15 protein-coding genes are annotated in these 13,319 nt (G+C 41.3%); 7 read left to right on the top strand and 8 right to left on the bottom strand.

Annotated features, from left to right (window positions below; translation table 11 throughout):
- Positions 1-13: 13 nt before the first annotated feature.
- Complete coding sequence (locus tag NWQ57_RS12640) at positions 14-352, bottom strand: P-II family nitrogen regulator (RefSeq protein ID WP_306022508.1); 339 nt, start codon at positions 350-352, stop codon at positions 14-16.
- Between the two features lie 252 nt (positions 353-604).
- Here NWQ57_RS12640 and lspA point away from each other — a divergent pair, with 252 nt between their 5' ends.
- Entirely contained in the window at positions 605-1,105 is a 501-nt protein-coding gene (gene lspA / locus NWQ57_RS12635) for a signal peptidase II (protein WP_306022507.1), read from the top strand.
- 98 nt (positions 1,106-1,203) lie between these two features.
- Here the strand turns inward: lspA and typA are convergent, their stop codons facing one another.
- Positions 1,204-3,042: a translational GTPase TypA gene (gene typA, locus NWQ57_RS12630; protein ID WP_306022506.1), complete on the bottom strand. Its 1,839-nt coding sequence runs from the start codon at positions 3,040-3,042 to the stop codon at positions 1,204-1,206.
- Between the two features lie 379 nt (positions 3,043-3,421).
- Between typA and glnA the strand changes: the two genes are divergently transcribed.
- The 4 genes from glnA (at position 3,422) to glnG (ending at position 8,047) form a co-directional block, all read left to right on the top strand.
- Complete coding sequence (gene glnA / locus NWQ57_RS12625) at positions 3,422-4,831, top strand: glutamate--ammonia ligase (protein WP_306022505.1); 1,410 nt, start codon at positions 3,422-3,424, stop codon at positions 4,829-4,831.
- A gap of 108 nt (positions 4,832-4,939) precedes the next feature.
- The gene (locus NWQ57_RS12620) at positions 4,940-5,467 is read left to right on the top strand and encodes a DUF4124 domain-containing protein (protein ID WP_306022504.1); all 528 of its coding nucleotides are present in this window, start codon (positions 4,940-4,942) and stop codon (positions 5,465-5,467) included.
- Between the two features lie 82 nt (positions 5,468-5,549).
- Positions 5,550-6,632 carry a nitrogen regulation protein NR(II) gene (gene glnL / locus NWQ57_RS12615; protein WP_306022503.1) on the top strand — a complete coding sequence of 361 codons (1,083 nt, stop codon included), beginning with the start codon at positions 5,550-5,552 and terminating at the stop codon, positions 6,630-6,632.
- Positions 6,629-8,047, top strand: a complete 1,419-nt coding sequence (gene glnG, locus NWQ57_RS12610; RefSeq protein WP_306022502.1) for a nitrogen regulation protein NR(I) — start codon at positions 6,629-6,631, stop codon at positions 8,045-8,047. Before glnL ends, glnG begins: the two co-directional genes overlap by 4 nt.
- A gap of 82 nt (positions 8,048-8,129) precedes the next feature.
- On the opposite strand, the gene NWQ57_RS12605 is transcribed toward glnG, so the two are convergent.
- Both NWQ57_RS12605 and NWQ57_RS12600 read right to left on the bottom strand, forming a co-directional pair.
- Positions 8,130-8,822: a hypothetical protein gene (locus NWQ57_RS12605; protein WP_306022501.1), complete on the bottom strand. Its 693-nt coding sequence runs from the start codon at positions 8,820-8,822 to the stop codon at positions 8,130-8,132.
- A 233-nt stretch (positions 8,823-9,055) separates the two neighbouring features.
- Positions 9,056-10,195 carry an HD domain-containing phosphohydrolase gene (locus NWQ57_RS12600; protein WP_306022500.1) on the bottom strand — a complete coding sequence of 380 codons (1,140 nt, stop codon included), beginning with the start codon at positions 10,193-10,195 and terminating at the stop codon, positions 9,056-9,058.
- A 202-nt stretch (positions 10,196-10,397) separates the two neighbouring features.
- Here NWQ57_RS12600 and NWQ57_RS12595 point away from each other — a divergent pair, with 202 nt between their 5' ends.
- Complete coding sequence (locus NWQ57_RS12595) at positions 10,398-11,114, top strand: 1-acylglycerol-3-phosphate O-acyltransferase (RefSeq protein WP_306022531.1); 717 nt, start codon at positions 10,398-10,400, stop codon at positions 11,112-11,114.
- 36 nt (positions 11,115-11,150) lie between these two features.
- Positions 11,151-11,510: a ribonuclease E inhibitor RraB gene (gene rraB / locus NWQ57_RS12590; RefSeq protein ID WP_306022499.1), complete on the top strand. Its 360-nt coding sequence runs from the start codon at positions 11,151-11,153 to the stop codon at positions 11,508-11,510.
- A gap of 149 nt (positions 11,511-11,659) precedes the next feature.
- On the opposite strand, the gene NWQ57_RS12585 is transcribed toward rraB, so the two are convergent.
- From NWQ57_RS12585 to NWQ57_RS12570, 4 genes are all read right to left on the bottom strand, one after another.
- Positions 11,660-11,947 carry a hypothetical protein gene (locus tag NWQ57_RS12585; protein ID WP_306022498.1) on the bottom strand — a complete coding sequence of 96 codons (288 nt, stop codon included), beginning with the start codon at positions 11,945-11,947 and terminating at the stop codon, positions 11,660-11,662.
- Positions 11,948-11,964: 17 nt separating this feature from the next.
- Entirely contained in the window at positions 11,965-12,369 is a 405-nt protein-coding gene (locus NWQ57_RS12580; protein WP_306022497.1) for a hypothetical protein, read from the bottom strand.
- Positions 12,370-12,378: 9 nt separating this feature from the next.
- A complete protein-coding gene (locus tag NWQ57_RS12575) occupies positions 12,379-12,684 on the bottom strand; it encodes a DUF883 domain-containing protein (protein ID WP_306022496.1) in 306 nt (101 codons plus the stop codon).
- 276 nt (positions 12,685-12,960) lie between these two features.
- The coding region (locus NWQ57_RS12570) for a hypothetical protein (RefSeq protein WP_306022495.1) at positions 12,961-13,319 on the bottom strand (359 nt) is incomplete at its 5' end.

The following is a 13,319-nucleotide window of genomic DNA, read 5'->3' as shown; positions in this document are numbered from 1 at the left end:
ATAAATGGATCGCTTAAATAGCATCTTCGTTTTCTTCGCCAGTTCGAATTCGAATGGCACGTTCAACGGTAGTCAAAAAAATTTTGCCGTCGCCAATTTTGCCGGTCAGGGCTTTTTGCTGAATGATTTCGATGCATCGCTCAGCGTGTTCATCGCTTAACACTATCTCTAATTTGACTTTAGGCAAAAAATCCACGGTATATTCAGCACCACGATAGGTTTCTGTGTGACCTTTTTGGCGGCCGTAGCCTGTGACTTCAGTCACAGTTAAGCCTTGAATGCCTGCTTCGCTAAGCGCTTCGCGAACGTCTTCCAGCTTAAATGGTTTAATAATCGCTTCTACTTTTTTCATTATATTCTCAGCTAAGTGCAAAATTTTGTAGAATGATACAACGACTTAGTAAATTTAAGGTCGAACAAAGCTATAACTAAAAAGGATATGAAATTACATTTCATTAACATCATGAAGGCTGATTGCTTTAAATAAAAGCAGTTGGTGGTGGGGCTGCCTAAATATTGTGTTTAGTGGTAGCCAAGGTTTTTTTAATTGGCATAATCTTGCCATTGTATGCGGTATTTGTCTTTTTAACGTTTAGGAAACCATATGTCTGCTTGGCTTAGATTTCGTCTTGTTTTTATTATTAGTTTTATCAGTGTGGTGCTCGATCAATTGAGTAAAGTGTGGGCCGACCGCTATCTCACTCATTTTGCGATGAATAGTTATTTGTCTGATACGGTCAGGATTGGATATGTAGAAAATCACGGGGCTTTTTTAGGTTTAGGTAGTGGCTTATCTGAAGGCTTACGCTTTTGGATATTTGTGGTAGCGGTGGGGGTGGTCCTCGGCGCTTTATTGGTTTATATGTTCAAAAGCCAGCAGCAAAATGTCTATAGTCTGGTGTGTTTATCGTTGATATTTTCTGGTGGGATCAGCAATTTTTATGATCGGGCAATGAATAATGGCGCAGTGATCGACTTTTTAAATATTGGTATTGGGTCCCTGAGAACAGGTATTTTCAATATTGCCGATGTGGCTATTATGCTAGGGGTATTTATGTTGTTATTCGCTAAAACCGACAACGGTTCAACAGATAAACAAGCTTAAATAACAAGCTCGTAGCTTTTACTCACTCGTAATCGCCAATAGTAGACATAAAAAAACCGGCAAGCGCCGGTCTTTTTGTATTCAGCTTAAAACTGAACTTAATCTTTTGGACCTCGACCCGCGCGTTTACGGTCGTTTTCCGTTAGTAGCTTTTTACGGATACGAATGCTCTTTGGTGTTACTTCAACCAATTCATCGTTATCAATAAATTCTAACGCTTGCTCCAGTGCCAATATGACTGGCGGGACTAGAGATTGAGCTTCGTCAGTACCAGAAGCACGTACGTTGGTTAACTGTTTACCTTTCAGGGCATTAACTGTTAAGTCGTTGTCGCGGCTATGAATACCGATGACCATACCTTCGTAAACTTCAACACCATGGCCGATAAACAAACGGCCACGCTCTTGTAAATTAAATAAGGCGTTAGTTAAGGCTTTACCTGTTGCGTTGGCAATCAATACGCCGTTTTTACGCTGACCGATAGTGCCACCTTTGTGCGGACCATAATGATCAAACGTATGATACAACAAGCCAGAACCAGAGGTCATAGTCATGAAGTCTGTTTGGAAACCAATCAAACCACGGCTTGGAATGATGAAATCTAAACGCACACGACCTTTACCATCGGTAGTCATGTTAGTAAGCTCACCTTTACGTAAGCCGATTTGCTCCATGATAGAACCTTGGTGTTGCTCTTCACAGTCAATCGTTACTGTCTCAAAGGGTTCTTCTAATACGCCATCAACGGTGCGCAAAATTACTTCTGGGCGTGATACCGCTAACTCGTAGCCTTCACGACGCATGTTTTCAATCAAAATACCTAAGTGTAATTCACCACGACCCGATACACGGAATTTGTCGGGATCTGGCATTTCTTCAACTCGCAAGGCAACGTTATGAATCAGTTCGTCATTCAAACGCTCAAGAATGTTACGTGAAGTAACATACTTTCCTTCTTTACCTGCGAAAGGAGAGTTATTCACTTGGAAAGTCATGGTTACAGTTGGTTCATCAACTGATAGTGGTTTAAGCGCTTCAACCTTCGATGGATCACAAATCGTATCAGAGATTTTAAGTTCTCCTAAACCTGTGATAGCAACGATGTCGCCTGCATTAACAACGTCTACTTCCGTACGCTCAAGTCCCATATAACCAAGTACTTGACCAACTTTACCAGTACGAGTTTTACCATCAGCACCAATAATAGTCACCGGTTTACCCGTTTTAGCAGAACCACGAGTAATACGGCCTACACCGATTACGCCAACATAAGAGTTGTAGTCTAATTGCGAAATTTGCATTTGGAATGGACCAACTGCATCTGCGTCTGGTGCGTTAACGTGTTTTACGATGGTTTCAAACAGAGGAGTCATGTCTTCTGTTTTAGTGTCAGCGTCTAACGAAGCCCAACCATTTAATGCAGAAGCATAAACAACTTGGAAATCTAATTGGTCATCGGTTGCACCAAGGTTATCGAATAAATCAAATACTTGGTCAATTACCCAACTTGGACGAGCACCAGGCTTGTCAATTTTGTTGATAACCACAATTGGCTTTAAACCTTGCGCAAACGCTTTTTGAGTAACAAAACGTGTTTGAGGCATAGGGCCTTCTTGCGCATCAACCAGTAGTAAAACTGAATCGGCCATAGACATTACGCGTTCTACTTCACCACCGAAATCAGCGTGTCCAGGGGTGTCGACGATGTTAATACGGTAATTGTTCCAACGAATCGCGGTGTTCTTGGCAAGAATGGTGATACCACGTTCTTTTTCAATGTCATTGGAGTCCATGACGCGCTCAGTGGCTGCACCACGGCTTTCTAACGTACCTGACTGTTGTAAAAGCTTATCAACCAAAGTAGTTTTACCGTGGTCAACGTGGGCTATTATTGCTATGTTCCTCAAATTGTCGATTGAGGTTTGCGATGCGCTCATTATATTATCTCTATAGGGGTGACACACTAAACGTTGTGCTTCACCGATTAACTGAAATTTACTGGGCGCGGATTGTACAGGCTTATCAGCAATATAGCGAATGACAAATAATATTTGTTAAAAATTAAGTTTTTAAGCTGAATTATTTTTCCGCGGTGGGATTATTGTGGTGCATAAAAAGAGGTGGTGGATCTTATTGGTGCATGTTTGATTGTTTTTGGTGCGCTTTCTAATAACAAAGCAGCATGAATTTCAAAAAAATACTGTAATAACGGGCATTCCATTCTTTTTAGTATGTGGCATGATAATAGCTTCACTATCTCCATAGCTTAAATCTTAAGTTAGTGACCTATTCTTATATACTAATCCGGAGGATACAATGTCAGCACAAAAGGCCTTAGACCTTATCAAATCAAGCGAAGCAAAATTCGTTGATTTACGCTTTACCGATACTATTGGTAAGGAACAACACGTTTCAATTCCTGCTCATCAAGTAAATGACAGCTTTTTTGAAGATGGCAAAATGTTTGACGGCTCTTCGATTGCTGGTTGGAAGGGCATCCAAGAATCTGACATGGTATTAATGCCTGATGGAGACACTGCGGTAGTTGATCCGTTTGCTGAAGAAACTCAAGTTAACATTCGTTGTACTATCCTTGAGCCACACACCATGCAAGGTTACGACCGTGACCCGCGTTCTATCGCTGAGCGTGCTGAGCAGTACCTAATCTCTACTGGTATCGGCGACAAAGTATTAATGGGGCCAGAGCCTGAATTCTTCATGTTTAACGACATCCGTTTCCATACCGATATGTCGGGTTCAATGTATAAAATTGATGCAGTTGAAGCTAAATGGAATTCTGGTACTGAATACGAAGAAGGCAATATGGGTCACCGTCCTGGCGTTAAAGGTGGTTATTTCCCAGTTCCTCCAGTCGATTCAGCTCATGATATCCGCGCAGCGATGTGTTTAGTCATGGAAGAAATGGGCTTAACAGTTGAAGCACATCACCACGAAGTTGCTACAGCGGGTCAAAATGAAATCGCGTGTTTGTTTAACACCATGGTTAAAAAAGCTGATGAAGTGCAAATCTACAAATATGTAGTGCACAACGTGGCTCATGCTTATGGTTTAACTGCTACCTTTATGCCTAAGCCAATTGTTGGTGATAACGGTTCTGGTATGCACGTTCACCAATCAATTAGCAAAAATGGTAAAAACGTATTTGCTGGTGATAAGTATGCTGGTTTGTCTGAAGAAGCCTTGTTCTACATTGGTGGAATTATCAAGCATGCTAAAGCGATTAATGCTTTCACTAACCCCGGTACCAACTCTTATAAGCGTTTAGTTCCGCACTTTGAAGCACCGGTAATGTTAGCTTATTCAGCACGTAACCGTTCGGCGTCTATACGTATTCCTTATGTTACAAGTGAAAGAGCGCGTCGTATCGAAGTGCGTTTCCCTGATCCATCTGCTAACCCTTACTTAGCTTTCGTTGCGTTATTAATGGCTGGTCTTGACGGTATCAAAAACAAAATCCACCCAGGCGATGCGATGGACAAAGATTTGTATGATTTACCTGCTGAAGAAGCGGCAGAAATCCCACAAGTTTGTACCTCATTAGAAATGGCCTTAAATGCGCTAGACAATGATCGTGACTTCTTAACGGCCGGTGGCGTTATGTCTGATGATATGATTGACGCTTACATCGAACTGAAAACCAAAGAAGTGCAGAAATTGAATACAACAACTCACCCAGTTGAGTTTGATATGTACTACAGCTGCTAATACATATATAAATGCATAACAAGCCCGCAATTGCGGGCTTTTTTTTGCCATATTTAAGGTTACACTGTTATAAAGCTAATCTCTGTTCGCAGCAAATTCGGGGGAATGATGAAAAAAGTAAGGCTATTACTTGGTGTATTCTCGCTATTGTTTGCTGCGTTACTATGCGCCAATACTATTTATAAGACTGTCAAGCCTGACGGCACGATAGTCTTCAGTGACGTGCCAAGTCCTGGCTCGGTGGAAGTTGATATAGTGCAAGACAAGAATGTTGTTATTCCCAGTTTGGCCAGTCCACAGGTCCAGCAAAACGTAAACAAAAAAACACAAATCCTTCGTCAACAATATCAAATCGCGATTCTGTCTCCTGCCCCAAATGAAACCATTAGAAATAATCTGGGAGAAGTTAATATTCGCTTCGAAATCCAACCTGAGTTTGTTGGGATAATATATTTATTGCTTGATAATCAATTAGTTAATACGGGCGGGAAAAAACAATTAAAATTAAATAATGTCGAACGTGGCACCCATTCAATCGAAGTTCAATTACGTGACAACTCAGGCAAGATCTTTGCATCATCAGGACAGCAGACCTTCTTTCTGCACAAAGCCTCGGCACTTATTAATGCTAATTAGCTATAAATTATAAAGTTAGTACTAAAGTCTCGGCAAAACTAAACCATACTGCACCGAAACAGTGCTTGATGAAAATGAGTCTATGTCAACATTTCCCAACTTGGACAATTTATTAGATAACCTCTCGACGGCGGTATTGTTGCTCGACGATAGCTTACAAATAATCTACGCCAATCATGCTGCCCAATCGGTTTTTGACCGAGGTTTAAACTTGTTAGTAGGTTGTTCGGTCTTTCAATATATTGTGCACAGCAGCTTAGACCTAAATCGCTTTGATCATAGTACACAACATGGTGAAGCATTTTCGGATGGTGAGGTGCAAATTTCCTTCGCTGATGGTCGTCATATCTTGGCGGATGTCTCAGTCACAAATATGCTTGAAAATAATGTTCAGCAGATCTTGCTTGAAATTCGCTTAGTACAGCAACAAAAACGAATTAGCCAAGAAACCCATCAATGGGCGCAGCAACAAGCGGCCAGGGAATTAGTCCGTGGTTTAGCTCACGAAATTAAAAACCCGTTGGGCGGGATCCGTGGCGCAGCGCAGTTACTTGAAAAGGAACTGGCGTCCCCTGATCAAAAAGAGTTCACCGCTGTCATTATTGAGCAGTCAGACCGCTTAAGAAATTTGGTTGACCGTTTACTGGGCCCCAATGTGAGACCTAACTTTACTTGGCAAAACATTCATCAAGTATTAGAAAAAATATGTACTTTGGTCAGTCTAGATTTAAGTCACAATATTAAAATTGTGAGGGATTACGATCCCAGTATTCCTGATTTATATATCGATCAAGATATGCTGCAACAAGCAGTACTCAATATTGTCAGAAACAGCGTTCAGGTGCTCACTGACAATATCCATATTGATGATTCACAAATTACTTTAGTAACACGAATAGAAAGGCATGTGATCATTCACGGTACCACCTTTCCCTTATGTTTAAAGATCCAAATAATCGATAATGGTCCAGGCGTACCAAATGAATTAAAAGACACACTTTTCTACCCCATGGTAACCAGCAAAAAAGACGGAACTGGGCTGGGCTTATCTATTTCACAAACATTGATTGGCCATCATCGCGGAAAAATTGAAGTTGATAGTTGGCCTGGCCACACAGAATTTACCCTATATTTACCCATTGATAAGAAGGAAGCAGATAAATGAGTTCAGAACCCGTATGGATAGTGGATGACGATAGTTCAATTCGCTGGGTGCTTCAAAAAGCTCTACAAACTGCCAATCTCGGTTGTGTTAGTTTCGAAAACCCCCAAGACTTATTGCTGCAGTTAGAGACAGGACAAGCCCCCGAAGTTATCGTGTCAGATATTCGTATGCCGCAAATGGACGGTATGACCTTGCTTGGCAAAGTCCATAAACTGTACCCCAATATTCCGGTGATTATTATGACCGCTCATTCAGACTTAGACAGTGCGGTTAATGCCTATCAAAGCGGTGCGTTTGAATATTTACCCAAACCCTTTGATATTGATGAAGCCGTTGGATTAGTCCGCCGTGCGTTAACCCATGCCAGAGAACAAACTAAACAATATCAATCTCCTGAATTGATTAAAGCCACTGAAATCATTGGTGAAGCACCAGCCATGCAAGAGGTGTTTAGAGCTGTTGGACGCTTATCTCGCTCTAGTATTAGTGTGTTAATTAATGGGCAATCAGGTACAGGTAAAGAGTTGGTGGCACAGGCATTACATAGACACAGCCCACGTTCAAAACAAACCTTTATCGCACTCAATATGGCGGCTATTCCGGCAGATTTAATTGAATCAGAGTTATTTGGCCATGAGAAAGGGGCTTTTACAGGGGCACAAAATGCTCGCCAAGGTCGCTTTGAACAAGCCAATGGCGGCACCTTGTTTTTGGATGAAATTGGGGATATGCCTGTTGGGGTGCAAACCCGCTTGTTACGTGTTTTGGCTGATGGTCAGTTTTATCGGGTTGGCGGTCACAACCCTGTATCTGTGGATGTCAGGATCATTGCTGCGACTCACCAAAATTTGGAACAAAGCGTTGCTGAGGGGAAATTTAGGGAAGACTTATATCATCGTTTGAACGTCATCCGTATCCATATACCAAAACTCAGCGAAAGACGAGAAGATATTCCTTTGTTAGCCGGCCACTTTTTACAAAAAGCGGCAGCTGAGCTGGGGGTTGAAAGTAAATCCCTTAGCAAAGATACCAAGAAAATTTTACAACAGCTCCCATGGCCTGGAAATGTTCGTCAACTCGAAAATATGTGTCGCTGGCTGACAGTTATGGCAAGCGGTCAGGAGGTATTGCCGCATGATTTGCCACCAGAAATCCATCAACAACCTATAGTGACCGAGCACTCTGCAAAAGGTAATGATTGGCAGACTTTGCTTGCCAGTTGGGCTGACGTGCAACTGCAATCAGGGCAGAGTAATATTTTAGATGAGGCAGTATTAAACTTTGAACGTATTTTGCTGGAACGTGCGCTTCATTACACCCATGGTCATAAACAGGAAGCCGCCAAGCGTTTAGGATGGGGCAGAAATACCCTGACTAGAAAACTCAAAGAGCTTAATTTAAAACAATACGAATAAACCAAATGTAAAGAGTGATAGAAAGCCTTACTACAGTGTTTTTCTATCATTCTGAACTGCTGTATTCGCTTCAGATTCTGAGTTAAGGCTTGGTGCTAGCGTCACGCAAAAGTAATTTTTCACGTAGTTTTTGTTCTATTTTGGGTAATAGCTCAGCATGCTTTTTATGTATGACGTGATACAAAGAAATGTCTTGTAAGGTGAATTGTTTGAAGGGTTTAAAAATCTCAATACTGTCATCGCCAACAAATATGGCATAATTTGTACGTTTTAAACTTAGCATTTTAGCGATGTTCTCGACGATTTGAATGGTTTCTAACGTGGCTTGAACGTTGTACTTATCTAAATAATTTAATATTCCCTCAGTAGTCAGCAACACTTCTTTTTTATCTTCCAAAACCGTAGAGTCACATACTACGTTTTGCGTACACAAAAGGACTAATTTGACGATCTTTAACGGTGGTTCAACTACGATTAGATTAGGGTACTCTCTTGCTGACTTGCTAAGACGCATTATATCAGCGTCTACTTTGCCTTCATTTGCTAGTTTTAATCCACGAGTGGCAGGCGTGGGTATTAACGAAATAGTAATTCCTAGCTCCTTATAGACGTCAGTAATAAGGCTTAGGTAAGGTTCATTTTGTGGATAGTCCATATATGAAACCGAAAAGTTTGTATTGGCTTCGGCATGGGCATAGTCAAGGTGGCTTAGTAGGGTGAACAGAGTGCCCGCTATGAGTGACTTTAGGCTAATTCGACGATTGCATTCTGTCATATTACTGTGAGCCGTATTGTAATTGAGAGGAGGACTGCCTTTAACAGGAGTGCGTTACACTAATGGGCGAGCCACTAACTAATTGGTATGCTAATACATAAGAGGGGTTCAAAGGTAACCTACTTTTGGTTGTAACCCCTTTACTGTTTATAAAATATAGGCGGCTATTTGCCATAATGCTACCTATTGCAAACTAAGAACTCAGACATTCCCTTGTGTGGAAGTTCAGGTCGTTATTTTGTAAGTAAAGCTGCCATACCGTAGTTAAAGGCTTGCATCCACTTGGTACTAAATTGCCCTTTGGCAATACGGTTTATTTCAATAACGGCTTTTTTCTTGGGTCGTTGTAAGTGGGCTTCGTGAGCTCGAGCATGGGTAATGGCATCAAAAGTATCCAGTATCCCAAGGAGCAAAGCACCATCACAAATATCGTTCTCTTTTAAGCCTAAAGGATAACCTGATCCGTCAATGCGTTCATGATGTTGCATAACAATTTTACGCGCATCGTTCCATTGAGTTAAATATTCCAGCAAACGGGCACTTTTATACACATGCGACCGCATCAAATTAAATTCTTGATCCTCTAATGTACCTTGTTTATGCAAGAGGTGAATTGGCATAAAAGCCATACCAAAGTCATGCATGTAACAAGCAACGGCTAGCTGGTCTTCGTCAATGGGGGATCCTGCAATTTTATTGATGTAAGCGGCTAATTTTGCAATGCGATCACCCCGGCCTTCCCAATACATAGAGCGTTTTTCAATGGGTTTCATCAGCTCTCGAAAAAACAAAATATCCGTTCGTTTTTCGTTACTAATGGATTTTGGTATACCCGTGGTGGCTATGCTAATCGGAGAATTGGTAGTGGTTTCACTGGCAGTATTATTGTCGCCAGGATGTAAATCTAAACTGGGGTCTAGCAGCAATACAGCCTCGGCGAGGAGCTTTTCATGTTGCTCACTGTTTTCCGGTGAAATACGCATTATTTGGGTGACGAGTTGAGAATAGAGTACGTCATCATATTCTGCGCGCCCTTCACTAATACAACTTTGCACGAAACCTTTGACCCTATCCATAGTCAACAGCACTAAGTCACTCATATTACTGGTGTATTCAATCTGACCTTTACGCAAAAAGTCTAGAAGATCTTCAACATGTTGTAATAAGGGAATTAAAGGCGTGAAACTCACTAAGCCTAAATCACCTTTTATCGTGTGTATGGAACGAAATAAGGCACGTTGCATTTCGTTATCGTGGGGCTTTAATTCAAGTTCAATAAGCGTTTGTTCGCTGGCTTCGTAGAGTTCGTTAATTTCTTCGAGTAAATCCGTCAAGATGTCTTCATCAAGATCTTCATGTTGAAATGTCTTCATTATTATTGGCCTTTTGGGGTCAGCATGATTGAGCGATAGAAAGTTAAAAGAGTATCGGCCAATTTGGCCAATAATTCACAAATTACTTACACCTTAATGAGATATCTTGTACCAAACAAAATAAAAACTATAAGTGGTAGGAGTTTAGGCGAACATTAAAAGTCGGTATACTATGCCGATGTTTTTATCTTTCGGATACACCGTGTTAGCCTTACTTCGCATTGTTATCATCTTTTTCTATTTTTTATTGATCAATCTTGTGTTGATTCTAGTGTGCCTGCTGCGTCCATTCCACCGCAATAACGTTTATGTCGCAGGAAAACTGTATAGCAGTGTGTCATTTTTTCTGGGTTTAAAATTAGATGTTCGAGTTCCTGATAGTGTTAAGCAAGGTGGGCCATTTGTTTTTATAGCCAACCATCAAAACAGTTATGATTTACTCACTATATGTGCTGCAGCTCAGCAGGGAACGGTGACAGTAGGTAAGAAAAGCTTGAAGTGGATCCCGATATTCGGTCAGGTTTATTGGTTGTCAGGCAACATTATGATTGACCGAGATAATTCAGGTAAAGCCCAAGATACCTTAACCACAGCGGCCAATAAAATTCAGAATAGAAAGCTATCAGTGTGGTTTTTTCCAGAAGGCACCAGAAGTTATGGCCGAGGTTTATTGCCTTTTAAGTCAGGTGCTTTTCGATTAGCTAAAGTGGCAAACGCACCAGTGGTAACGATTGCAGCGAGTAATCTGCATAACAAGGTGAAACTCAATCGTTGGGATAACGGCACATTAATTATTGAAGTGAGCGAGCCTCAATTGATGGATAGTTCAAAAGGTACTAAAGCATGGGTCGGTTATTTTCATCAACAAATGACTCAACAAATTGAAAAACTAGATGGCGAATTGGCTGAACATCTGTAAGCGCTAACTACCCACCCCCTATCGACAGGAATAACTATGAGCACCGAATTACAAGAGTGGTACGATTTTAACCAAGAAACCATAGAAGCGTTAATTGAAGATGGCAGTGACAGCAAACAAGCACATACCATCGAGTATCATTTTGCTAGCGCTAATTTCGAAGCACTCGAGAAAGCAGCAGTTGATGCGTTCAAGGCCGGATTTGAAGTGGGTGACGCTGAAGAACTGGAATTAGACGATGGTGGAGAAGTATTCTGCTTCGATGCCGTTGTAGAGCGCATGCTAGAACTTGATTTAATTAATACCGATACTGAAAAATTGTTGGCAATTGCGACTAAACACAAGGTGCATTACGATGGTTGGGGTACGTATTTTATAGAGATAGAGGAGAGCTAATGTTGGTTTGCGTCATATAGCGTCGCTCGTTCATTTAACAATATGGCCCTAGACACATTACGTACTACTCAAGCTTCACTGAGTAATACTTAATGTAAGCGAGATGTTAAACAGTGCAGGTGATGAAATAGGGCAATCGGATTTATCGCTTATTGATCAGACCCTGAACCCGCCAAAAGCGGTGAAGCGATTCTAAATAGGGTGAAGGCAGTGCCAATTAAGCTGCTGCTCGATGATTGACTTTCTCCTCCTTTAAAGCCTTTCAAGCACCCTGCGAGAAACACACATAATAGGGTGTCCTTACGTCTGAAAAAAGACTGCGTTTGTTTTTTCAATAACCACTTCTGTGCTACGACTTGCTGCTGCGTCTTGAATAACTCAAGTTCAGCTTGTTTGACGGCCCGCATATCTGCAGATACTAACCAATTCGCTAACATACCTTATATCCTCATGATTATTTACTAAATAAGGCGGAGATGCTGCGTGAAAAGCCTACCCGGTCTGCCAGCGAGTTAATGGTTCGCCATAACACAAATAGTAGTAGCAGATTCAGTACGATTAAGACTGAACTTAGTAGGTACAGTGGCCAACCCGCATTGTGCATCACCGAGCCCAATGCTACGTTAAACAATATCCATAAACTTGCTAATACTGCAGACATGAACATGGTAAGCATTAATAGCATGGAGAGGGATTGTTTAGATAGTTTCCACTCTTTGCTTGCTAAATTGACCTGAGCGGAATACTTATCCTTGTAGCCATCAATTAACAAGTCAGCTGAATCCAGCAACTGTTTCACATCAGCCCCCATGGATGGTTGGGGGCCTTGTGGGATTGATGTATTATCCGAGTCAGACATCAGTGGCTACTATTTATTACGGAGCAAGGAAGTTAGCAGTGCACCAGCAGCGAAAGCAATACCCGCAGTGGCGAGAGGATTTTCTAGAGCAAAGCTGCGAACCTTCGAGGATTGCCACTTTTCCTCTATCATTTTTTGCTGTTTGGCCATTGATTCTGCTGACTGAGATAGCGTTTCACGCAGTTTCTCCTCTCCTCCAGAGGCTTTTTCTGAAAGTGAATCCACTGCTTTGTGCAAAGCCTCAGTGGTTTTCTCAGTAACAGGTGAAGCTGATTTAGCGTGAGTTGTAGTCGTATTCATAGTTGCTGTAGCCATAGTAAATCTCCTTTTGATGACAATTATTTAAAAAGTTAACTGCAATTAGGAAGCAACTCAGATAGCACCCTTGGTATCATCATTGTTCCTCTTGATGTAACTGCAGCAAGAGCTAAGCCATAAAATAAAATTAATTAAATTCAGTAACTTAAGGTCAGATTCGAATGGCTAAAGTTTATGTCATAGGTAAATTGTACGGATGGCAGGTAAATATTACAGGGCTGTAAAACAAACAAAATGCATTTAATGAGGAGAGAGTTACAGTGTGGGGTAAATCTATTCGATGCTTTTAGGAAGTAAGACAGGAAAACCTTTTTCCTCAAGCCAATTACAGGCCGCTGCCGATTCTTGAGTAAAGAAATGATATTCTTCACTATAATTTGATACATCCCCAATGATGCTTTTTTGCAGTTCAAAGCGACAAACCGTTGCTTCATGCGTTTGGCCGTTAGCCCAGCACCAGTCGTATATTTGCTGAAACCCTTCCATCGCCTCTAATGAAGGCATAACCCAATCACGAATATCTACATAAGCAGCCCAAGGAAGATGTTTGATCTCTTGTACCTGATTTTGGCAATCAGCCAAGACTTCTCTCACAGTATTCTTAGTCCAAACACCGCGCAATTTAACGCACA

Origin of the sequence: Paraglaciecola sp. (genome assembly GCF_030730205.1) — a bacterium.
In the GTDB taxonomy this organism is placed as follows: domain Bacteria; phylum Pseudomonadota; class Gammaproteobacteria; order Enterobacterales; family Alteromonadaceae; genus Paraglaciecola.
This window is presented reverse-complemented; position numbering and strand designations above follow the sequence as displayed.

What these genes read in the sequence shown, in the direction of transcription:
- NWQ57_RS12605 (WP_306022501.1), bottom strand. Translation starts at nt 8,822, where the DNA reads ATGACAGAATGCAATCGTCGAATTAGCCTAAAGTCACTCATAGCGGGC.
- NWQ57_RS12585 (WP_306022498.1), bottom strand. Translation starts at nt 11,947, where the DNA reads ATGTTAGCGAATTGGTTAGTATCTGCAGATATGCGGGCCGTCAAACAA.
- rraB (WP_306022499.1), top strand. Translation starts at nt 11,151, where the DNA reads ATGAGCACCGAATTACAAGAGTGGTACGATTTTAACCAAGAAACCATA.
- NWQ57_RS12600 (WP_306022500.1), bottom strand. Translation starts at nt 10,195, where the DNA reads ATGAAGACATTTCAACATGAAGATCTTGATGAAGACATCTTGACGGAT.
- NWQ57_RS12620 (WP_306022504.1), top strand. Translation starts at nt 4,940, where the DNA reads ATGAAAAAAGTAAGGCTATTACTTGGTGTATTCTCGCTATTGTTTGCT.
- typA (WP_306022506.1), bottom strand. Translation starts at nt 3,042, where the DNA reads ATGAGCGCATCGCAAACCTCAATCGACAATTTGAGGAACATAGCAATA.
- glnL (WP_306022503.1), top strand. Translation starts at nt 5,550, where the DNA reads ATGTCAACATTTCCCAACTTGGACAATTTATTAGATAACCTCTCGACG.
- NWQ57_RS12640 (WP_306022508.1), bottom strand. Translation starts at nt 352, where the DNA reads ATGAAAAAAGTAGAAGCGATTATTAAACCATTTAAGCTGGAAGACGTT.
- glnA (WP_306022505.1), top strand. Translation starts at nt 3,422, where the DNA reads ATGTCAGCACAAAAGGCCTTAGACCTTATCAAATCAAGCGAAGCAAAA.
- NWQ57_RS12580 (WP_306022497.1), bottom strand. Translation starts at nt 12,369, where the DNA reads ATGTCTGACTCGGATAATACATCAATCCCACAAGGCCCCCAACCATCC.
- lspA (WP_306022507.1), top strand. Translation starts at nt 605, where the DNA reads ATGTCTGCTTGGCTTAGATTTCGTCTTGTTTTTATTATTAGTTTTATC.
- glnG (WP_306022502.1), top strand. Translation starts at nt 6,629, where the DNA reads ATGAGTTCAGAACCCGTATGGATAGTGGATGACGATAGTTCAATTCGC.
- NWQ57_RS12575 (WP_306022496.1), bottom strand. Translation starts at nt 12,684, where the DNA reads ATGGCTACAGCAACTATGAATACGACTACAACTCACGCTAAATCAGCT.